This window comes from Burkholderia sp. SRS-W-2-2016 (genome assembly GCF_001931485.1).
In the GTDB taxonomy this organism is placed as follows: Bacteria; Pseudomonadota; Gammaproteobacteria; order Burkholderiales; family Burkholderiaceae; genus Paraburkholderia.
The window spans coordinates 44,395-64,558 of the sequence record NZ_MSDV01000026.1; the positions used below are offsets into that span (position 1 = coordinate 44,395).

21 protein-coding genes are annotated in these 20,164 nt (G+C 64.5%); 8 read left to right on the forward strand and 13 right to left on the reverse strand.

Going from position 1 to position 20,164, the window contains the following annotated elements:
* Window positions 1–71: 71 nt before the first annotated feature.
* The 3 genes from BTH42_RS12865 to phaP all read right to left on the reverse strand — a co-directional run bounded on the left by BTH42_RS12865 (window position 72) and on the right by phaP (window position 2,100).
* Window positions 72–1,142 (reverse strand): GAF domain-containing protein, encoded by a 1,071-nt coding sequence (locus BTH42_RS12865; RefSeq protein WP_178392162.1) that lies wholly within the window; start codon window positions 1,140–1,142, stop codon window positions 72–74.
* 190 nt (window positions 1,143–1,332) lie between these two features.
* The gene (locus tag BTH42_RS12870) at window positions 1,333–1,551 is read right to left on the reverse strand and encodes a hypothetical protein (RefSeq protein WP_075299788.1); all 219 of its coding nucleotides are present in this window, start codon (window positions 1,549–1,551) and stop codon (window positions 1,333–1,335) included.
* 150 nt (window positions 1,552–1,701) lie between these two features.
* Window positions 1,702–2,100 (reverse strand): TIGR01841 family phasin, encoded by a 399-nt coding sequence (phaP, locus tag BTH42_RS12875; RefSeq protein ID WP_075299790.1) that lies wholly within the window; start codon window positions 2,098–2,100, stop codon window positions 1,702–1,704.
* Window positions 2,101–2,534: 434 nt separating this feature from the next.
* On the opposite strand from phaP, the gene BTH42_RS12880 reads away from it, so the two are divergent.
* From BTH42_RS12880 to BTH42_RS12895, 4 genes are all read left to right on the forward strand, one after another.
* A complete protein-coding gene (locus tag BTH42_RS12880) occupies window positions 2,535–2,834 on the forward strand; it encodes a hypothetical protein (protein WP_075299792.1) in 300 nt (99 codons plus the stop codon).
* A gap of 153 nt (window positions 2,835–2,987) precedes the next feature.
* Window positions 2,988–3,626 carry a 2Fe-2S iron-sulfur cluster-binding protein gene (locus BTH42_RS12885; RefSeq protein ID WP_075299794.1) on the forward strand — a complete coding sequence of 213 codons (639 nt, stop codon included), beginning with the start codon at window positions 2,988–2,990 and terminating at the stop codon, window positions 3,624–3,626.
* Between the two features lie 17 nt (window positions 3,627–3,643).
* Window positions 3,644–5,293, forward strand: coding sequence for an FAD-binding protein (locus BTH42_RS12890; RefSeq protein ID WP_075299796.1), 1,650 nt, complete (start codon window positions 3,644–3,646; stop codon window positions 5,291–5,293).
* 23 nt (window positions 5,294–5,316) lie between these two features.
* A complete protein-coding gene (locus BTH42_RS12895) occupies window positions 5,317–6,558 on the forward strand; it encodes an NADH-quinone oxidoreductase subunit F (protein WP_075299798.1) in 1,242 nt (413 codons plus the stop codon).
* Window positions 6,559–6,655: 97 nt separating this feature from the next.
* On the opposite strand, the gene phbB is transcribed toward BTH42_RS12895, so the two are convergent.
* Window positions 6,656–7,399 carry an acetoacetyl-CoA reductase gene (phbB, locus tag BTH42_RS12900; RefSeq protein WP_075299800.1) on the reverse strand — a complete coding sequence of 248 codons (744 nt, stop codon included), beginning with the start codon at window positions 7,397–7,399 and terminating at the stop codon, window positions 6,656–6,658.
* Between the two features lie 165 nt (window positions 7,400–7,564).
* On the opposite strand from phbB, the gene BTH42_RS12905 reads away from it, so the two are divergent.
* A complete protein-coding gene (locus tag BTH42_RS12905; RefSeq protein ID WP_075299802.1) occupies window positions 7,565–7,984 on the forward strand; it encodes a DUF1810 domain-containing protein in 420 nt (139 codons plus the stop codon).
* Here BTH42_RS12905 and BTH42_RS12910 read toward each other — a convergent pair.
* Window positions 7,981–9,198 carry an amino acid aminotransferase gene (locus tag BTH42_RS12910; RefSeq protein WP_075299813.1) on the reverse strand — a complete coding sequence of 406 codons (1,218 nt, stop codon included), beginning with the start codon at window positions 9,196–9,198 and terminating at the stop codon, window positions 7,981–7,983. The genes BTH42_RS12905 and BTH42_RS12910 overlap by 4 nt on opposite strands.
* Before the next feature lie 43 nt (window positions 9,199–9,241).
* The gene (locus BTH42_RS12915; RefSeq protein WP_075299815.1) at window positions 9,242–10,627 is read right to left on the reverse strand and encodes an amino acid permease; all 1,386 of its coding nucleotides are present in this window, start codon (window positions 10,625–10,627) and stop codon (window positions 9,242–9,244) included.
* A 386-nt stretch (window positions 10,628–11,013) separates the two neighbouring features.
* On the opposite strand from BTH42_RS12915, the gene BTH42_RS12920 reads away from it, so the two are divergent.
* Together BTH42_RS12920 and BTH42_RS12925 are read left to right on the forward strand one after the other, a co-directional pair.
* Window positions 11,014–11,487, forward strand: a complete 474-nt coding sequence (locus BTH42_RS12920) for an Lrp/AsnC family transcriptional regulator (RefSeq protein ID WP_075299817.1) — start codon at window positions 11,014–11,016, stop codon at window positions 11,485–11,487.
* 79 nt (window positions 11,488–11,566) lie between these two features.
* Window positions 11,567–12,112 (forward strand): hypothetical protein, encoded by a 546-nt coding sequence (locus BTH42_RS12925; protein WP_075299819.1) that lies wholly within the window; start codon window positions 11,567–11,569, stop codon window positions 12,110–12,112.
* 28 nt (window positions 12,113–12,140) lie between these two features.
* On the opposite strand, the gene BTH42_RS12930 is transcribed toward BTH42_RS12925, so the two are convergent.
* Both BTH42_RS12930 and BTH42_RS12935 read right to left on the reverse strand, forming a co-directional pair.
* The gene (locus tag BTH42_RS12930) at window positions 12,141–12,722 is read right to left on the reverse strand and encodes a hemerythrin domain-containing protein (protein ID WP_075299821.1); all 582 of its coding nucleotides are present in this window, start codon (window positions 12,720–12,722) and stop codon (window positions 12,141–12,143) included.
* Window positions 12,723–12,819: 97 nt separating this feature from the next.
* The gene (locus BTH42_RS12935; protein ID WP_075299823.1) at window positions 12,820–13,017 is read right to left on the reverse strand and encodes a hypothetical protein; all 198 of its coding nucleotides are present in this window, start codon (window positions 13,015–13,017) and stop codon (window positions 12,820–12,822) included.
* Window positions 13,018–13,368: 351 nt separating this feature from the next.
* Between BTH42_RS12935 and BTH42_RS12940 the strand changes: the two genes are divergently transcribed.
* Entirely contained in the window at window positions 13,369–13,713 is a 345-nt protein-coding gene (locus tag BTH42_RS12940; protein WP_075299825.1) for a hypothetical protein, read from the forward strand.
* 104 nt (window positions 13,714–13,817) lie between these two features.
* On the opposite strand, the gene BTH42_RS12945 is transcribed toward BTH42_RS12940, so the two are convergent.
* The 5 genes from BTH42_RS12945 to BTH42_RS12965 form a co-directional block, all read right to left on the reverse strand.
* Window positions 13,818–14,690 carry an endonuclease/exonuclease/phosphatase family protein gene (locus tag BTH42_RS12945; protein ID WP_075299827.1) on the reverse strand — a complete coding sequence of 291 codons (873 nt, stop codon included), beginning with the start codon at window positions 14,688–14,690 and terminating at the stop codon, window positions 13,818–13,820.
* 139 nt (window positions 14,691–14,829) lie between these two features.
* Complete coding sequence (locus tag BTH42_RS12950; protein ID WP_075299829.1) at window positions 14,830–16,242, reverse strand: MFS transporter; 1,413 nt, start codon at window positions 16,240–16,242, stop codon at window positions 14,830–14,832.
* A 156-nt stretch (window positions 16,243–16,398) separates the two neighbouring features.
* Window positions 16,399–17,238 carry a dioxygenase gene (locus tag BTH42_RS12955; protein WP_075299830.1) on the reverse strand — a complete coding sequence of 280 codons (840 nt, stop codon included), beginning with the start codon at window positions 17,236–17,238 and terminating at the stop codon, window positions 16,399–16,401.
* Window positions 17,239–17,288: 50 nt separating this feature from the next.
* Window positions 17,289–18,347 (reverse strand): maleylacetate reductase, encoded by a 1,059-nt coding sequence (locus BTH42_RS12960; RefSeq protein ID WP_075299832.1) that lies wholly within the window; start codon window positions 18,345–18,347, stop codon window positions 17,289–17,291.
* Window positions 18,344–20,002, reverse strand: coding sequence for an FAD-dependent oxidoreductase (locus BTH42_RS12965; protein WP_075299834.1), 1,659 nt, complete (start codon window positions 20,000–20,002; stop codon window positions 18,344–18,346). The genes BTH42_RS12960 and BTH42_RS12965 overlap by 4 nt, the downstream gene beginning before the upstream one ends.
* Window positions 20,003–20,164 lie beyond the last annotated feature (162 nt).

Sequence of the window (20,164 nt, forward strand, 5' to 3'; positions counted from 1 at the left end):
TACTCCGGCCGTTACGGCGCGGATCGCGCGTTGTGTTCGCGCATACCGATTCGCGCTTCCTGCCGTTTCGCTCAAGCCGTGCCGGCGGGCTCGAAGCGCGTGGCCAGCGAAGCGGTCAGCGTCGCGAGCGCCTCCAGCGCCCATGCGCGAGTCGCGGACGGCGCGCGCGCGACGCTCCAGTACATGCACAGCATGCCGACAGGGCGCGGTTGCCCGGCGCCGACCGTGGTGAACTGCATCGCCCGCACCCCTTCCTTGCGCAACGCGCCGCTCAGCGCGTCCGGCAGGCTCGTTTTCGCGATGTCGCCGACGAAGCGGCTTTTCGCGCCGCCGGGCGTCGCGCCCAGTTGCTTCGCCAGCTGTGCATTGAACGCGGGCGACAACGCGATGCGCGGATTGATCTCCCGCGCGCCGGCGAGCCGTTGCCACGGCGCCGGCAATTGCACGCTGGCAAACGGCGCATTGGAGAGCCGGCAGGCTGACTTCAGCACGGCCCGCACGAAGTCGCGCTCCTGCCGGATCGCGCTCAGTTCGAGGCAAATGCCGATCAGCTGATGCAGGCTGGCGATCCGCTCTTCGATGCTGGCGCGCGCTTCGAGCGCCAACGCGTTGGTCCTCGTGCGCTGGATCAGCACGCTCACCAGATACGCGGCGATGTCGGCGACGCCGGTCTGCTCGACGGAAAATTCGCCGGGCGCGTCGCGCGCCAGCAGCAGCGAGCCCACCGGCCGCGTGCCGCCGACGAACACCGGCGTCGAGCAGCACGCCTGAATATCCGACGCGACGCACACGTCGCGCCAGCGGGCGGCCCAGCGCCGGTCGCCCGCCACGTCGCTGCAGATGGTGCGCTCGCCCCGGTGGATCGTGCGGCCGCAGGTGCCGAACCACGAGTCGTCGATCGGCGCGCCGGGCAGCTTGTCGCGCAGCAACGGCGGCACCTGCTTGCCCTGGATGCGTTCGACCCGGCTCCTCGACTCGTCCGCCAGCACGAACCACGCGCGCAAACCGTTGCCGAGTTCGGCGACGCAATCGGCAATCGCGTCCAGACACTCGTCGTACGGCAGGCCTCTCGCGATCATCTCGAGTATCAGCAAACGATACTGACTCAGCCGGTCGGTCAAAGCAGGACTTGCCGTGCGCATGTTCGCTCTTGCCCCCTTGGACGAATGAAGGGCCGTGACGGTAATCGGTTGAAGACTCGCTTGGGTGGGCATTCGTATCGGTAATTGTGATCGGCGCAATAAAGTTTTACGCCGAATGAATGTTTTCCGCAGACAAGAATCCGTCATTCGTCGCCAGATGTCTGTTGCGGTCAACCCCAACGCATTCGTGTTACGGCAAGCCGTCTTTCCCGGGTGGAAACACCTGCCATGAACCGTCGTCGTGACGGAAGAAAAACAGCCCGACGAGGCCGTCCGCGCGCTGCGCCTCGATGTGGATGCAACGCCTGCAGTTCGCACCGGAGCGGCCGACGCGGGTGAGCCGCACCGGGGTCGCCGAGGTCAGCCATTTATCGACCAGCGACTGCAGGGTCCTCTTTGCCGTATTCATCCACTGCTCCTTCGGGCTGCCTGACAGCTCCGCGTTGGACAGGTGGCACTGTCGTCGAGGTACCGGTAACGGCCGGCAAGCGGGCCCGCCGCGTAACCGTCGACGGCCACCGCCGGGCCGGCCGGCGGTGGCGCGTGCACGACTGCGTGCTTACTTCCCGGCGGTTTCGGCGGGCGCCGCCTGTTTCGCCAGATTGTCGAAATAGCCTTGCGCCTCGCTGCGATACGCGCTCACCCGCGCTTGCGCGAGCGCCAGAAAATCCGCGCGCGTGCCGGCCACGATTTCGTGAACTTCGCGCCAATAGGATCGGGCTTGTTCCAGTGCGGGTTGCGAGCGGCCCGCCTGCTGCGCAAAGAACGTCTGCGGCGCGTTGGCGGCGAACGCGTCGCGCGCGCGTTGCTGCTGGTCCGCGAGCGCGGCCTGGACGGTTTGCAGGTTCAGCGCGGCCAGCTTTTCGAACGCGCCGGCCGTTTTGTTCAGGATCTCGAACGTCGTGTCGACGCCCGCTTTCTGCGCGGCGACGAAATGTTGCGGGGTAGTACTGATCATCGATAACTCCATCGTAGGGCGGGAACTGCGGGCCGGGCCGGTGCGCGGCAATGCGGGACACGCGCCGCGCACCGCATCCGGAAAATCGTTTGGTGCGATGCAGCAAATCGATTCTAGATCGCTGCCGAAGAATGTCAACGAGATTACGGTCCGAGTTCGCTCGGGAGCGCACTCACGCGCGCCGAAACGCCCGTCAATAAAAGGATTCACACAATATTTAAGTGAAAACCCGTAGTCTCAAAAATACCTATTCTTCCGACTTTTTTACAGTGGCGTGACTTTGTGCGACGCGCAATATTTACCCGCCTTCCGCGCAATTGCGCGCATCGATTCACACCGGTGTCATCACCGCCCCGTAATGTCTCGCGACCGTCACGCGGCGCCGCCCACCAGCCGGCGACGAGCGACAAAAAGCAAGCTGAGAGATCCGAGGCATGAACCCGCATTTGCAGACTATTGGCCATCTCGAACGTAGCGTCGACGATGACCGCCTCCGGCGCGCACTGGCCGCGCGCCTCGACCGGGCCTTCAAACGGGCCCGCATCAGCTCGGCGCACGCCGCGAAATGGTTGGGCGTGAACGAGTACGACGTGCAGTACTGGCGCCACGGCATCACGGTGCCGCCGCTGAACGCGTGCACCCGTCTCGCCGCCGCGTTCGGCCTCGACATCCACTGGCTCTGCACCGGCAACACACCCGCCGCCGCGCGAGACTACGCGCACGCCGCCGGTTAGACGGAGCGCCGCTCGGCGCGCGCATGCATCCCGCATCGGGCCTCGCGCTCGCCCTCTCGCGAGCCCGCTTCTGCGCGTTTTCCTGTGCTATGTTTCATAGCGTTTTTCGCGGCCTCGCCATGGTGGCGATAGCGCCTCGCAAGGAGACCTCGGATGGTTCGCCTGAGCATCGATGGGCGCGAACTCGAAGCGCCGGATAACTGCTCGATCCTGCAAGCGTTTCAGCATGCCGGCCAGACGCTGGTCGAAGGCGTCGGCTGCATGGGCCAGGGGGTATGCGGCTCGTGCCGCGTGATGGTCCGGCGCGGCGGCGAGCAGGAAGTCAAAACGCTGCTCGCGTGCGAGACGCTGATCGAGGACGGCATGCAGGTCGCGTTCATCGATTACTTCAGCAGCCAGACGCGCCACACCTATCGGATGGAAGAACTCGGCGATAGCTGGCACGCGCTGCGCACCCTCTCCGACATCTTTCCCGAAGCCGCCCATTGCCGTCACTGCAGCGGCTGCGATCGCGCGTGCCCGAAAAGCCTGGAAGTTCAGCAAGGCGTGAATCTCGCGGTGGCCGGCAAGCTCGCCGAAGCGGGCCGCGTATTCGACGAATGCGTGATGTGCAACCTGTGCTCGCTCGCCTGCCCCGAACATATCCGGCCCAATCATCTCGGCCTGTTCGTCAGACGGATGAGCGCATCGCAATCGTTGCGGCCGGCCAATCTGATCCGCCGGCTACAGCAGATCGACAGCGGCGAGATGACGATCGATTTCGACGCGCCGGGCGCGCGGCCGCCGCGCTGACGGAGACCCGCACGATCATGACCGTTGGCATTCCCTACGAAATCGCGCGCCGGCGCTATCAGCCGGGCACCTCGCCCGCGCTGCGCAGCGACGACGCTCCCATCGCTGCACTGCTGAAGGCGTATCACCCCGATCACGGCGCGAATGCGCGCGTCCCGCTACAGGTCGGCGTGAACCGCGGCGACCCGTGCCAGCCCGATCTCGCGCGTCATCTGCAGGCGAACGCGCTGATCGACGACGTCGACCTCGCCGGCGCGCAACTCGTCAGCACCGATGTGCTGATCATCGGCGGCGGCGGAGCCGGCTGCGCGGCCGCATTGACCGCTGCGCAACAAGGCGCGCGGGTGATCGTCGCCGGCAAGCTGCGGCTCGGCGACAGCAACACGGTGATGGCCGAAGGCGGGATCCAGGCGGCGATCGGCGACGACGACAGTCCGCAGCTGCATTTCGAAGACACGCTGCGCGCCGGCCATTTTTGCGGCGACCCCGAACTCGTCGCGCAGATGGTGATGGACGGCCCCGACGTGATTCGCTGGCTGATCCAGCTCGGCATGGCGTTCGACCTCGAAGACGAACGGCCGGCCGGCGGCAACCTGCTGCGCAAGAAACCGGGCGGCGCATCGGCCGCGCGCATCCTGTCGTATCGCGATTACACCGGCCTGGAGATGATGCGGGTGCTGCGCGAGGCGGTGTATCTGGAACCGGGCATCGACGTCTGGAACCGCTGCCCCGCCGTCGAACTGCTGTCGGACGAGCGCGGCGGCTGCGCGGGCGCGGTGATCTACAACCTCGAATGGCGCACCTTCGTGCTGGTCCGCGCGCGCTCGGTGATCCTCGCGACCGGCGGCGCCGGCCGCCTGCATCTGAACGCGTTCCCGACCTCGAACCACTACGGCGCGACCGCCGACGGCCTCGTGCTCGCGTACCGGCTCGGCGCGCGGCTGCGCGAACTCGATTCGTTCCAGTACCACCCGACCGGCATCGCGTGGCCGCCCCGGCTCGCGGGCGGGCTGATCTCCGAAGCGGCGCGCTCCGCCGGCGCGACGCTGATCAATGGCGAAGGCGAACGCTTCGTCGATGAACTGCAGCCGCGCGACGTGGTTGCGTCGGCGATCCTGCGCGAATGCGCGCAAGGCCGCGGGATCGTGCGCGACGGCCAGGCCGGCGTGTTTCTCGATACGCCGACGCTCGAACTGGCGAACCCCGGCATTCTCGCGCAACGCCTCGTCACGTTGCGGCACCTCGCGCACAAGTGCGGGATCGATCCGGCGCGCGAGCCGTTTCTGGTTTATCCGACGCTGCATTATCAGAACGGCGGCGTCGCGATCGATACGCACGGCGCGACCAACGTGCCCGGCCTCTATTGCGCAGGTGAACTAACCGGTGGGATTCACGGCCGCAACCGGCTGATGGGCAACGCGCTGCTCGACATCCTCAGCATGGGACGACGCGCCGGGCGCAGCGCGGCAGAAGCAAAGGGCCGCGTGATGGCGAGCCGCGCGAGCATCGGCCACGTGCATGCGTGGCAGCGCGAACTGACGCTGGCGGGGCTGTCGCCGGATTTCAAGGCGCCGCAACTCTTTCCCGACTACGCGCACTTCGATCTGCGAGCCGCTGCCGGCCTGCATCCGGACGCGCCGCCGCAAGCGGCCGGCGACACACGATGAGGCAAGCCACGGAGCCAGCGCCAATGGACAAGCTCAATCAGGTTCTGTTGCGGAACGAGATCCGCGTCGGCGCCGACCTCGACGCGTGGCTCGCGCGCGGCGGCGGCGAGGGGCTGAGCCGCGCGCTCGATGACCCGGCGGCGGTGCTGGCGGAAATTGCCGCCGCCGACTTGCGCGGAATGGGCGGCGCGGGCTTCCCCACGCATCGCAAATGGGTGCCGGTGGCGGCCGCGCCCGCCGGTGACAAGTACATCATCTGCAACGGCAACGAGGACGAACCGGGCACCTTCAAGGATCGCTTTCTGCTCGAACATACGCCGCACCAGGTGATCGAGGGCGCGCTGATCGCCGCCGTCGCGACCGGTGCCAATCACGTCGTGCTGTATGTGAACCCGCATCAGCAGCAAGCGCTCGCGGTGACCCGCGAGGCCGTGCGGCAGTGGCAAGCGCATCCGCTCTTCGCGGCGCTCGGGCAGTCTGTCGGCACGCCGCTGTCGCTGCGCGTCGTGCCCAGCTCCGGCTTGTATATCGGCGGCGAGGAAACCGCGGTGATCGCCAGCGTCGAAGGGGGCTTTCCGTTCCCGCGCCGCAAACCGCCGTTCCCCGCCGAACAGGGCGTGCATGGCGCGCCGACCGTCGTCAACAACACCGAGACCCTCGCGCACGTGCCGGGCATTCTGCGTCACGGCGCGCAGTGGTATCGCGAACTCGGCGCGGGCGACGCGGCCGGAACCAAGCTCTACTCGCTATCGGGCGATGTACTGCGGCCCGGTCTGTACGAACTGCCGATGGGCACCCGCCTCGCAACGCTCGTATTCGAGCATGGCGGCGGCATGTTGCAGGGCAAGCAGTTCAAGGCGGTGTTTACCGGCGGGCCGTCCAATACGCTGCTGACGAGGCGCGATCTCGACGTGGCGCTCGACTTCGATTCGGTGCGGCAACGCCACTCCCGTTTGGGCACCGGCGCGATGATCGTCGTGTCGGAAGGCACCAGCATCGTCCGCAAGGTCGCCGAGTATGTGAGCTTCTTCGCGCAGGGCTCGTGCGGGCAATGTCCGCCATGCAAGGGCGGGACCTTCCAGATGATGCGGCTGCTCAATCGCCTCGACACCGGCCGCGGCGTGCGCGCCGACCTGGAGGCGCTGGAGAACCTGTGCCGGATTCTGCCGGGCAGCGGGCGCTGCGGTCTGATCGACGGCGCGGTGACGGTGGTCGAAAGTTCGATCGCGCAGTTTCGCGACGAATACGAAACGCTGCTGGCGTAGACGCGCCCGCGTTTCAGGCGCGTTCGTGCGTCGTGCCGGTCCTTGCGTCGTCACGGCAAGGACCGGCGCTCAACGCGGCGTTCTTCGTGCCAGACGGTCAGTGCATGTGCTGGCCGCCGTTGATCGCGATATTCGCGCCGGTCACGAAGCCGGCGTCTTCCGAGCACAGATAGGCGACCAGCGCGGCCACCTCCTCCGGTTTGCCCAGACGCCCCATCGGGATATGCGGCAGCACCTTGGTGTCGAGGATGTCCTGCGGAATCGCGGTGACCATTTTGGTTGCGAGGTAACCCGGCGAAATCGTGTTGACGGTCACGCCTTTGCGCGCCACTTCGAGCGCCAGCGATTTGGTAAAGCCGTGCATCCCGGCCTTGGCCGCCGCGTAATTGGTCTGGCCGACCGAACCCTTCGATCCGTTGACCGACGAAATATTGACGATGCGTCCCCAGCCGCGCGCGACCATCTCTTCGCACAGCGGCTTGGTCATATTGAAGATCGAATCCAGATTGGTGCGGATCACCGCGTCCCAGTTGACCTTGTCCATCTTGCGCAGCGTCATGTCCTGGGTGATGCCGGCGTTGTTCACCAGAATATCGACCGGCCCCGCTTCCGCTCGAATACTGGCCGCGCAACGCTGGCACGAATCGTAGTCGGCCACGTCGACCGGATACGCGAGAAAGTTACGGCCCTGCGCTTCCATATTGGCCAGCCACCCGGATGCGCCCGTGTTGTTCGGCGAGTGCGTGACCACCACCGCATAACCGGCGTCGTGCAGCTTCGTGCTGATCGCTTCGCCGAGCCCGCCCATACCGCCGGTTACCACTGCAATTCTCTTCGTCATACTTGCCATCCGTTGGTTATGAAATCCACGAGAGTGATGAGCACCCAATTGCTTTCATTGAGATTACGATCGACCATCGCATGTCCGGATGACAGCAATGTGTCGAAGGCAAAGCAGGTCCGGCTCGAGGATTGCTTGCCTGACCGATATCAGGAGGACTACCCAATGGACGATCCCTACGACCTGCAACGTTTCGTCGATGCTCAGGACCCGGTTTACGCCCAGGTCTGCGATGAGTTGCGGCAAGGCCGCAAGCGCAGTCATTGGATGTGGTTCGTGTTTCCGCAAATCCGGGGGCTCGGCGCCAGCGCGATGGCCCAGCACTACGCGCTTGCGTCGCTCGCTGAGGCCGACGCCTATCTGCGCCACCCGCTACTCGGCCCGCGGTTGCGTGAAACGACGCAACTGGTCAATCAGGTTAACGAACGTTCGATCGAGGACATCTTCGGGTATCCGGATGACCTGAAGTTTCGTTCGTCGATCACGCTGTTCGCGCACGCGACGACTGACAACGATGTGTTTGTCGAAGCGCTGCGCAAGTATTTCGGCGGCGAGGCCGATCCGCGGACCCAGGCGTTGCTCTAGACGTTGCTCCAGGCGCCGCGTTGTGCGACCACCTTCGCGATCGCGCCGGCGACCGCCGCGACGTTGTTGTCGTTCAACGCGGCGACGCACATGCGCCCGGAGCGGATCAGGTAGACACCGTGCGTGTCGCGCAGCGTGTCGACCTGCTGTGCGGACAGTCCGGCATAGGTGAACATCCCGCGCTGCTCGATATAGCGCGCGAGCAGCGCATCCGGCACCTTGCCGCGCAGGCATTCATGAATCTGCGCGCGCATCCGCAGGATGCGTCCACACATCGATGCCAGCTCCTCTTGCCATGCTTGCCGCAGTGCCGGTGTGCCCAGCACACGCGCGACGATCTTCGCGCCGTGCGTCGGCGGATTGCTGTAGTTCGCGCGCACCGCGCTCGTCAATTGACCCAGCACGCGCACGGCAATCTCGGGCGACTCGCAGATCACCGACAGTCCGCCGCAGCGCTCGCCATACAGCGAAAAGTTCTTTGAAAACGAATTGGCCACCAACGCGGGCATGTTCCGGCGCGCGAGTTCGCGAAGCGCAAACGCGTCCGCTTCGATGCCCGCGCCGAAGCCCTGATACGCGATATCGATGAACGGCAGCAGCTCGCGCCGCTTCATCACGTCGATCAGCTGCACCCATTGCGCGTCGTTCAGATCGACGCCGGTCGGGTTGTGACAGCACGCGTGCAGCAGCACGACGCTGCGGGCCGGCAGCGCGTCGATCGCCGCGAGCATCGCCGGAAATTGCAGGCCGCCGCTCGCTTCGTCGTAGTACGGATACGCGCCGACCTCGAAGCCCGCACGCTCGAAAATAAAGCGGTGGTTTTCCCACGTCGGATCGCTGACCCACACTTTCGAGCCCGGAAAATAGCGCTTGATAAAATCCGCGCCGACCTTCAGAGCGCCCGAGCCGCCCAGCGTCTGCACCGTCGCGATGCGCCCTTCGCTGCGTGCTTGCGAGTCGTCACCGAACAGCAGCGCTTGCACCGCGTTGCGGTACTGCGCGAAGCCGGCCATCGGCAGATACGGTTTCGGCCCGGGTTCCGCAAACAGTTGCGCTTCGGCTTCGCGCACCGCCTGCATCACCGGCAGGCGGCCCTGGTCGTCGTAGTAAATGCCGATGCTCAGATTGACTTTATTGTCGCGCGGGTCTTTCGCGAAGTTCTCGTTCAACGTGAGGATCGGGTCGCCCGGATAGGCATCGATGTGTTCGAACATGCTGGTTCCTGGATTGGGCTAGAAGATTGGACACACGCGGCGCTTAGCGCGTCGGCACGCCGACCGCGACCGATTCGTCCGCGCGTCGATTGCGCAGCCGATAACCGACGGCCAGCGCGACAAGCCACACGGGAATCAGGTAGACCGACAGGCGCAGATCCGGAATCAGCCACATCACGACCAGAATGCCCGCGAGGAACACCAGACACAGGTAGTTGGTCAGCGGATAGCCGAGGCTGCGGAACGCGGTCGTTTCGCCGGCGCGCGTTTTGGCGGCGCGAAAGCGCAGATGGATGACGCTGATCATTGCCCAGTTGATGATCAGCGCGGACACGACGAGCCCCATCAACAGTTCGAACGCCTTGCCCGGCATCAGGTAGTTGATCACCACGCAGACGGCCGTGGCCAGTGCGGAAACGCCCAGCGCGACGAGCGGAATGCCGCGCGAATTGACCTTCAACAGCCCGCGCGGCGCATTACCCTGGCCGGCGAGACCGTACAGCATCCGGCTGTTGCAATAGACGCCGCTGTTGTACACCGACAGCGCGGCCGTCAGCACCACCGCATTGAGTACATTGGCGACGAAGTTGCTATTCATCGCGTGAAAGATCAGCACGAACGGACTGCCGCCCGTCACGACTTTTTGCCACGGATACAGCGACAGCAGCACACCGAGCGCGCCGACGTAGAAGATCAGGATTCGATAGATCACCTGATTGATCGCGCGCGGAATCGTGCGCGAAGGATCGTCGGCCTCGGCGGCGGTAATGCCGACGAGTTCCAGGCCGCCGAACGAGAACATGATCACGGCCATCGCCATCACGAGACCCGATACGCCGTTCGGGAAGAAGCCGCCGTGTCGCCAGAGATTGGCGACGCCCGCTTCGGGACCCGCATGGCCCGACACCAGCAGATAGCCGCCGAAGCCGATCATCCCGACGATCGCCGCGACCTTGACGATCGAGAACCAGAACTCCAGTTCGCCGTACGACTTCACGCTGGTGAGGTTCACCGCATTGATCAGGCAGAAGCAGACTAGCGCGGAGACCCACGTGGGTAGACCCGGCCACCAGTACTGCATGTAAATACCGACCGCCGACAATTCCGCCATCGACACCAGGATATACAGCACCCAGTAATTCCAGCCGGACACGAAACCGGAGAACTGGCCGCAGTATTTGCCGGCGAAGTAACTGAACGAACCGGCCACCGGCTCGTCGACGACCATTTCGCCGAGCTGCCGCATGATAAAGAACGCGACGATGCCCGCGATCGCGTAGCCGAGCAGCACCGACGGCCCCGCCGTTTTGATGGTCTGTGCAATGCCGAGAAAAAGTCCGGTGCCGATTGCGCCGCCTAGCGCGATCAACTGGATATGACGATTCTTCAGCCCGCGGTGTAGCGAGCCGTGCTGCTGGTGAGCCTCCATGTTCTCTCCTGTCTCCTGGGTTCTGCGATGGATTCCGCGCGTCACGCCGCGCTTTTCGTCCGCGCTGGTCAGGCGGGCGAAAGGTACCGCGGCGTCATGGCACCGCGCTTGTGACGCCGGTGCCGTGTCTGGTAAAGATCTGTGTTGTCGATGCGGCTGTGTAGTTTGATGTCGGATAGATGAAAGAAAATTTCGCTATTCATTTCGCGGCGACGCGGTCGTGCAGCCTGCACGCCCGCTGATTTGCAGTGCTCGACTGCGTCTTTCTCAGCTGCATTGGAAACCAGTGTAATTTTTTACCGCCGCAATATGATTTCCTAAGAGGCAAAGACAAACCCTTATTGGCGCACTAAAATTTCCTTTCATTGATAGACGGAGAAAGAAAAGTGCAGACCGCCGAATTCGACCGTATCGACCTGCGTTTGCTGGAGATTCTTCAGTCGCAAGGGCGCATCTCCAATCTCGAACTCGCCGAGGCGATCAACCTGTCGCCCGCTCAGACGCTCAGGCGTCATCGCCGGCTCGAAGAACTGGGCGTGGTCAAGTGCTACGAAACCCGGCTCGACGCGCAGATGCTCGGCTTTGGCGTAGTCGCGTTCATTCAGGTGACGATGGAGCGCGGCCATGTGCGCGACCTGTCCAAATTCAAGCGGATGATTTCGGAGCTGAGCCAGGTGCAGGAATGCTTCGTCGTGACCGGTGATATCGATTACATGCTGAAGGTCGTCGCGCATGATCTGAAGGCACTGTCGGAATTTCTGCTCGATACGCTGATGCGCATTCCTGGCGTGAGCGGCGTCAAATCGAGCGTGTGTCTCGACGAAATCAAATGTACGAGTGCGGTTCCGCTGGTGGCCTGAGTCTCGGAACGCGAGCGCCGGCCTCCGGTCGAACGGGGCGTTAAAATCGCGAATCGACCTTCAGCAGAGAAATCAGCAGATGAAAGACGCATACGAACGCCGGGCCCTGTTGCTGCACCTCGCGGATGTATTGGAGGCGGTGAACCGGCTCGTTAAATATGACGATCAGCATCGGACCGTGCATGAGTTGGCCGCAACGGATCACGACCTCGCGCGCTTGCCGCTGCTCGAGCACGTGTCGGCGCGGATGACTTCACTGGAATTCGTGCGGGGTGCGACCGGTGCGTTGCTCGACTGGCCGCGCGAACTGCTGGAGCCCGAGTTGAACCGCGAAGGGCTCGCGGCGACCGTCCAAAGCAAGCTGTTCGCCGGCAATCCGGACGGATGGCGCGCGTATGTCGCCAGCCTGAAGGGCGAAGTGTCGTGGTTCGGTGTCGGCGTGCCGTTGCCGGAAGCTAACGAGGACCTGCGGGAGTCATCGAACCAAACCGATGCGGACGATCCGGCCGTGGCGGAGGACGTTGCCGCCGGCGCCGCTCCGCTCGCCGACGAGCAAAGCGGCAAAGGCCGCGAGAGCATCGAGACCAGCCAGCGCATCTATCCGACGTGGCCCTGGAAACCCTGAGCGCCATGCGCGCCGTGCCGGCAATGTCTTATTCGATCGTCGTGCCGACCGTATTCACGATCAGCCCATACAAGCGGTCCAGTCCGCCCTGAAGTTCGCTGCCGTTGAACGGATCGCGGTTGGCTTCGAATGCTTCGTCCAGTTCCATCCAGTCGAGCGCGGAAAAGAACCGCAGCGCCGCCGGCAGAATGATCTCCTCCTCCAGGCGCCTGTGACGCGCGTAAAACGCCGCGTACTCATTGACCAGCGTTCGCAAGGCCGGCGCTGCTGAAGCGCCGCTCAGTTCATAGCGGGTCAGCGCCTCGTCCATGGCACGTACCCGCGCCGCGCCTTCCACGTGCTGAGCCTCCAGTTCGTCGATCACGTCGTCCAGTTCATCGCTGCGCGATCGCAGCCGCGCGAACAGGTACTTGTCCTCCTTCGGATGATGGACCTGCTCCGGATATTCGCGGATGTAGTAAAGCATCGCCCGCATCACCATCGGGTCGGGTCGATGCGCGCCTTCAGCGTTCGACTCGACAAACCGGGTCATGCCGTTGACCACCGCCGAAAGCTGTTGATGCTCCCGGACAATCGTGTGGATTGCGCTTCGCGCGACGGACGGTTTCATGTGATTGCTCCTGCAAGTCAAAGCACCAGGCTTGTTACCTGGCTTATTAGCTGGCTTAGTACCTGGCTTAGTACCTGGGCTGATAGCCGGCCAGCGGCTAATGAAGCCTTGCCACCGACTTCAGTACCGAGCGGCCTCGTGCGGTCAGACGCCCGTGAACCGATCCCGACGCGAGCTTTTCCAGCGACACCAATTGGCGCTCGCACAGCGCGTCGAGGTCGCCAAAATCGAGTTGCTCCGGACGCGGGTTCGTGTCGAGCAGCATGAGCGCGGCGATTTCATGGGGGCTGAGCATGATCGTCTCCGTTGATCTGAAGTTCCAGGTGTGGTGCTCTTTTTTAGGATAGGTGCTCGACTTCAGCCGTGGACGCGCATTTTGTCGCATCTGTGACGGCAACGAATGTACCTGCCGTGCGGGCCTTTTCGTCGCCACGAGCGGCGCTTCGCGGTGGCCGCCAGACGGGTTCGGAACGACGCCGTGCGCCGCGGCGGATCACGCGCGGCAAGCCGCTCGTTGGCATCGTGACGCATAATCGAAGTTAAGTACCGGTCGACCACAACCAGGTCACCGGTTTTTATTTTTGGCGCACTGCCCCACCGGCAACCGTCTGTCCGCATTCGCCGGACGTTAGCCTGGAGATGATCGATGCAAAACGATATGCCCCCGCGACCGCGGGTGACCTACGAGAAAGGGATCCGGATCGGCGGCACCGGATGGTTCAGCCGCTTGCTGGTCCTCGCCGTGAGCGCTGTGGTGTTCGTGGCGGCCGCCGTGCTGTCGCTGGTTCTGCTCGCGGTGCTGTTCGGCGTCGGCGTGATCGTCGTCGGCTATCTGTGGTGGAAGACGCGCAAGCTTCGCCAACAGCCGCGCACCACGTTCGGCGAGGCGCGTCCGTTTGGTGATTCCCGTCCGTTCGGCGACGATGGGCGGACCATCGACATGGAGATCGTCGAGAAAGACGTTCAGCGCGACGACGCCGGCAAACAGTAACGGCCAATACGGCGCACGCCTGCCCTCTTTCATTCCAATCTAGATTCACGCCACACGCGCAGGTGTCCGGGCCTTTGCCCGGCACCCGCGACACCCAACTCACATCAAACCAGTTCCATCCACAGCGGCTGATGATCCGACGAACGGCTATGCGGATCGACATCGCACGACGCAACGCGTGCGCGCAAGTCTTCCGTGACGAACACGAAATCGCACGCGAACGGTCCGTCCGGCCATTGCTCGCGATCGTACAAACCGACCGTCGCAGCGCGCGGCTCGCCGGGATGCGCGCGGGTCCATGCATCGACGAACGCCGGCGCGTCGGCAATCGGTTCGAGCATCCTGCAATACGCGCTGTCTTCGAATGCGCTGTTGAAGTCGCCGCATAAAACCGCGCTGAGCGGACGCGCGGTATCGGCAAATGGACTGTCGGGCTTTTCCGCCTTCGCTGGAAAACGTGCGTGCTCGCAAGCTTCCCGATGCAACTCGCGCAGTCTCTCCACCTGCGCGAGACGCTGCGTTTCCGAATAGAACTCCAGATGCGTGCTGATCACCCGCAGCGGACCGATATCGGCTTCGAGCACCACTTCGAGCGCGACGCGCAACATCGACGGTTTGGCCGGATCGGCGGGCCACGGCAGAGAATGCCGAAGCACCTGCCGCACCGGCAAGCGGGTCGCGATCGCATTGCCGAACTGGCGGCGCTTGCGGCTCGCTCCCGGCGAAGGAAGATCGGAGCCGATCGCGTCGAACACGCTCATGTCCGGCAGCAGAGCGGCCAGTTCGGCGAACTGATCGACCGATGGCGCGCCCTTCAGTCCGCCGCGCGCCGGGGCGTCGTTGAAGCCGCGCGTGACTTCCTGCAAACACAGCACGTCGAAATCGCACAGCGCTCGCGCCTCGCGAACGATCCGGCCGAGATCGACACGGCCGTCGACCCCGCCGCCCCACTGTATGTTCCAGTCGACCAGCTTCATCACGCTCTCCGGTTGGGAAGACCTGGCGCAGTTTATCGCTGCGCGGTCGCTCGATGTGAGAGCAAGCGCGATGCCGGATCGAGGCGCTCGGCGCTTATGTTACGGACCCCGTATCAACTGCCGGCACGATGCTCCAGTTTCAGTGGTTCATCTGCGCGCGGGACGGAATATGACGCCGCACCACCGCGAGCGCGATCAGCACGATTGCCATCGCCGCGCCGAGCATCAGCAGATACGACGTCGCGCCGCCCGCGGTGATCACCGCGGCGCCCGCAAAGGCGCTGACGATCGAGCCGATCCGCCCGAATGAAAAGGCCGACGCGGTACCGGTCGCGCGCACGCCGGTCGGATAGACATGCGCGCACAGTGCCACCATCGCCACCTGGACCGCGTTGACGAACAGGCCATGCGCGAAGAACCCGGCCATCGTCGCGGTGACATGCTGCGCGACGTCGATGGTCATCATCAGGCCGACGCTCGCGATCGCCCCGAGGCAACAGGCGATCAGCGGCACACGCGAGCCATACCGCCCGATGACCACCGCGCACGCCAGCGCGCCAATTGCGCCGCCCAGGTTATAGAGCGTCAATCCGTAGCCGGCGATCCGCACGGACAAGCCTTCGTTGGCCAACATGGTCGGCAACCAGCTGAACGCCGCGTAGACGGCCAGCAGACACATGAAGAACGCGCACCAGATCGCCACGGTGTCGGCCGCGCGCCCGTCCTTGAAGAGCGCGGTGAACCCCAGGTGCCGCTCGGCAAGCTGTTCGCGGACATCGACGAATTGCGCATCGGCGGACACGTGACGGCCCATCCGCGCGAGCAGTCGTCTCAGTTCGCCCCAGCGAGCCGGCCGGCGCGACAGAAAGCGCGGCGACTCCGGCAGCAGCAGCAACAGCACGGCCGCGAGCGCCAGCGGAAGCACGCCGCCCACGACGAACAGCATGCGCCAGCCGTGGGTCGCGAGGATCGCGCTGGAGAACAGGCCAGCGAACATACCGCCGAGCGGAATGCACAGGATCGTGATCGTGATGGCGATGGTGCGGAATCGGGCCGGCGTGTACTCCGCGGTCAGCGTCGCGCAGGTCGGTACCGCGCCGCCGATGCCGAGCCCGGCCACGAAGCGCAGCAGCGCGATCGCGGCGACGTTCGGCGCGAAGCCGATCGCACCGGTGGCGGCGCCGAATACGAGTACGCTGCCGATCACCGCGCCGCGCCGCCCGAAGCGATCGGCAAGCAGGCCCGCACAGGCGCTGCCGATGCCCATCCCCGCGAGCCCGGCCGCCACCACCGGCGCAAACGCATTGCGCGTGATCCCCCATTCCTTGATCAGCACGGGAATCGCGAAGCCGATCATCTGCGTGTCGCCGCCGTCGAAAATAACCGCGAGCGCGGCCAGCAGCACGATCAGTTTCTGAAACCTCGTGAATGGACCGTCGTCGAGCACCGCTCCGATGTCGACTGCCGCTGCGCCGCCGGTGTTGGTCGCCTCGTCGTGGCGTCCGGTTCGTGCGTCTCCGCCGCTACGGGACGGAGCTATATAGCCTGCCATTCAATGTCTCCTCTTGATGTTTTACCGAGGCGGCCGATCGCTCGTTTATTGTTCTTCGACCACACCGCCTTTAACCGGCCCTTTGACGGGCCTACTCTGAAATTGCTGTTTGATCCGTCCGCGCCGCATTGACGTCGAACTGAACTCGAACTGAACTCAGACTGGCGTCAGCACGAAGTCGAACCGCGAACGCCACGCGGTGTTCGCGTCGCCCGCGGGTTCGAAAGGCGCGACCAGGCTGTCCTTGACGCCGAACACCGCATCGCACCCGAGGTACGCGTCGTCGCCGACGAACGTATGCGTGACGATCGTCTGAAAACCCGCGGCTTCCACGATGAAGTGCATATGCGCCGGACGATACGGTCCGCGACCGAGGGCCGTGAGCATCGTGCCGACCGGGCCATCGTGTGGAATCGGATAGGACACCGGCTTGATCCCGGTGAAGCTGTAACGTCCGTCCGCGCCGGTCGAGAACACACCCCGGTTGTTCCATTTAGGCTGGACCCCGGGCTGCTGAACGTCGTAGAAGCCATCGGCATTGTCGGACCACACGTTGATGCGCGCCCCGCTCACCGGCCGGCCTTCGAGATCGAGCACGCGGCCTTCGAACCGACAGCTCTCGCCGTTGCCGTCGAGCGAGATAGTCGCGCCCATCTCGCGTTGCGGCGCACCCGCGACGAAGAACGGCCCCATTACGGTGTTCTCGGTCGCGGCGGGCGGACGCCGGTTGTTGAGCGCATCGACCAGCATCGACACGCCGAGCGTGTCGCTCAGCAGAATGAATTCCTGGCGCTCCTCACTACATATCTGGCCCGTACGGGTCAGGAAGTCGATCGCGAATTCCCATTCCGGTTGCGTGAGCTGGACGTCTTTGACGAACGCATGCAGGTGCGCGACCAGCGAACTCATCACCTCCTTCAGACGGGGGCTGACGTCCGCGCCGATGCGTGCATTGACGGCCTCGACGGAATTCGCTTCATTAAAAAACTGGGTCATGGTTATTTCCGGTGAAGAACGCTTGTTGCGCTTGTCGCGCTCGTTACGGGTCATTCGGGCCGCGTGCCTTGCCACGCGCGTTGCAATAGTTCGCGGAGCGCGTCACGCTCGACCGGCCGGGGATTCCAGTACGGATTTTTCACCGCCAGATCAGCGGCGCGATCGAGCTGCGCTTCATCGACGCCGAGATCGCGCAACGCGCGCGGCGCGCCGAGCGACTGCGCGAAGTCGTACAGCCCGCCACCGATCGACCCGCCGAACAGGTCGGCCAGCGGCTGCAGTTCAGCGGCCGCCGCCTGCGCGTTGTACGCCGCCGAGTGCGGCAGCATGATCGCGTGCGTGTCCGCATGCGGCAGGTCGAAACTGCCGCCCAGCGTGTGGCAGAGCTTGTGATGCAACGCCATGCCGACGGTCCCCAGCACCGAACCGCACAGCCACGAGCCGTACAGCGCATCGCTGCGCGCGGCCAGATCGCCCGGCTCTTTCACGATCACCGGCAGCGCATCGCGCAGTGCTCGCACGCCCTCGACGGCCATCAGCGACGACACCGGATTGCGATCGCGCGCATACATGCCCTCCATCGCATGCGCGATCGCATTCAGACCGCTGGTGACGCTCATCGCGACGGGCAGTTCGAGCGTCAGCGCCGGATCGTAGATCACCACTTCGGGCAGAACCTTCGGATCCCGAACTGTCGTCTTCACGCCGTTCTCGGTCTGCCCGACTACCGGCGTGACCTCGGAGCCCGCGTAGGTCGTCGCGACCACGATCTGCGGCGCGTCGTTGCGCAATGCGATCGCCTTGCCCAGACCAATCGTCGAACCGCCGCCGAGCGCCACCAGACAGTCCGCGCCGAGTGCGTCGAACGCCGCGATTGCGTCGAGCGTCACGCTTACCGGCGTATGCATGCGGGCTTCGCTGAATACGCCGGCCGCGAGCGGGCCGATCCGGCGTGCGAGTTTCTCGGCATCCGCGCGCTGGAACGGCGTCGACAGGATCAATGCGCGTTTTGCGCCGAGTTGCTCGATCTGACCGGCGACCGCATCGAGCGTACCCGTGCCGAACAGAATCCGCCCGGGGTTGATGTCGTACGTAAAACGCTGTGTCACTTGTGTTCACCCAGTAACCGGTTGACGATGGCTACCGCGTCCGCGCCGGTGTCGCCACGCCAGGCGACGATCTGGTCAGGACGGATCAGGACGAGCGGCGCTTCGTAAAGCGCGCTGACTTCAGGATCCGTGACCCGCACGATTCGCAGATCGACGTTGGAACGTTGCATCGCGGACGAGAACGGCGTGGTATCGATCGCGGCGGAGCCCAACACCAGCAACGTCCAGTCGAAGCCGAACGCGTCGAACAGCGACGAACCATCTTCCAGCCACGCGTGCGGCGGCCGGCCACCCGGACAGGCGCTCGGCGTGTAGACGTTCGGCGCATCGGCCGGCGGCTGCGAGCCGTCCGGCACGATGGCCGGGGAGCCGTCGTACCGTCCGCCGAACGTGATGCCGGGGATGTTGAATTCCGCGCGGCCGTGCTGGCCGAGATACTCGCCGGCTTCGCTTCGCGCCGCCTCGCCGCGAGTGCTGTCTTCCTCGATTTCTTCCACCGGCGTGTACAGACCCAGCGAATCGGCGAAGGCCCGCGCATAGCCGGTGTTCCTGATTGCCAACGGACGACGCTCCAACTCGTAGCTGTCGAGCAGGCTCGCGTGCGCTTTGCCTTGCATCACCGCCGCCAGTTTCCAGCCGAGGTTGACGGCATCCTCGACCGCGGTGTTGTAGCCGAGCCCGCCGGTCGGCGTGAACAGATGCACCGCATCGCCGCCGAGGAACACGCGTCCGCGCTGAAAGTGTTCGGCAACCAGCGAGTGCCCCGCTGTCCAGCCGCCCTTCGACAGCACTTCCACGTCGAGATCGATGCCGGTCGCCGCGATAAACAAGGCGCGGGCGTCCGCATCGGTGATCGACTCCTCCTTCTCGTGCGGACGCAGCTGCGTGTGGAACGCGAACTCGCCCTTGCCGTCCACCGCCGCCATGAAGGCCCGGCGTTCGCGATTGAACGTCACGTTCATCCACGCGGGCGCGTGCGGCACGCGCTGGTAGAACTCCGGACAACGCAGGTAGACCGCGAACATCCGCCCGCCCATGAAGTCCCGGCTGATTCCCGTCTCGCCCGTGTAGCGAAATCCCAGACGCTCGCGCACGAAACTGCGCGGGCCGTCCGCGCCGACGAGGTAGCGGCTTTCGACGGTGAACGGCGCGCCGCCGGACTGAGCCTGCACGGTAGTCGTCACGCCGTCGGCCGTTTCGGTGAAACCGGTCACCCGGTGCCCATAGCGAACCGTCACGCCCGGCAACTGCTCGGCCTGCTGTCTGAGCACCGCTTCCACGTACTTTTGCGACACCCGGTGCGGCAGCTCCGCGGCACTCCACGAGCCTCTCAATTCGCGCGCCTTGAGTTTGGCCTGCTGCGCGGACGGCAGCCGGAAACGCGCGAGTTCGCGCTGCGCGTAGCGGGTGAAGTAAGCGATATCCGTCGGGAAATCCGGCGGCAAACCTTGCGCGCGGATCTCATCGGCAAAGCCGAGCCGGCGGAAGTGCTCCATCGTGCGGGCCTGAGTCGCGTTGGCCTGGGGATTGAATGCGGTGGTGGCCTTTTCGTCAGCCAGAAACACCGAGACTCCGCGACGGCCAAGCTCGTTAGCCAGCATCAGACCGCACGGCCCGCCGCCACAGATCATCACGTCTACCTGAATCGATTCCATGTTCACTTCGCTATTGGGATTGATTGATGCATGTCCAGGCGGCCCGAATCCGAAACTGGTAAGCCTGCCTGACTTTTTGCAGATAGTAAGACTGCCTGACTACCTGTACAAGTGAGGGTTTCCCCCCGATTCCCGGCGACGATATACTCGCGCTACCGAAGT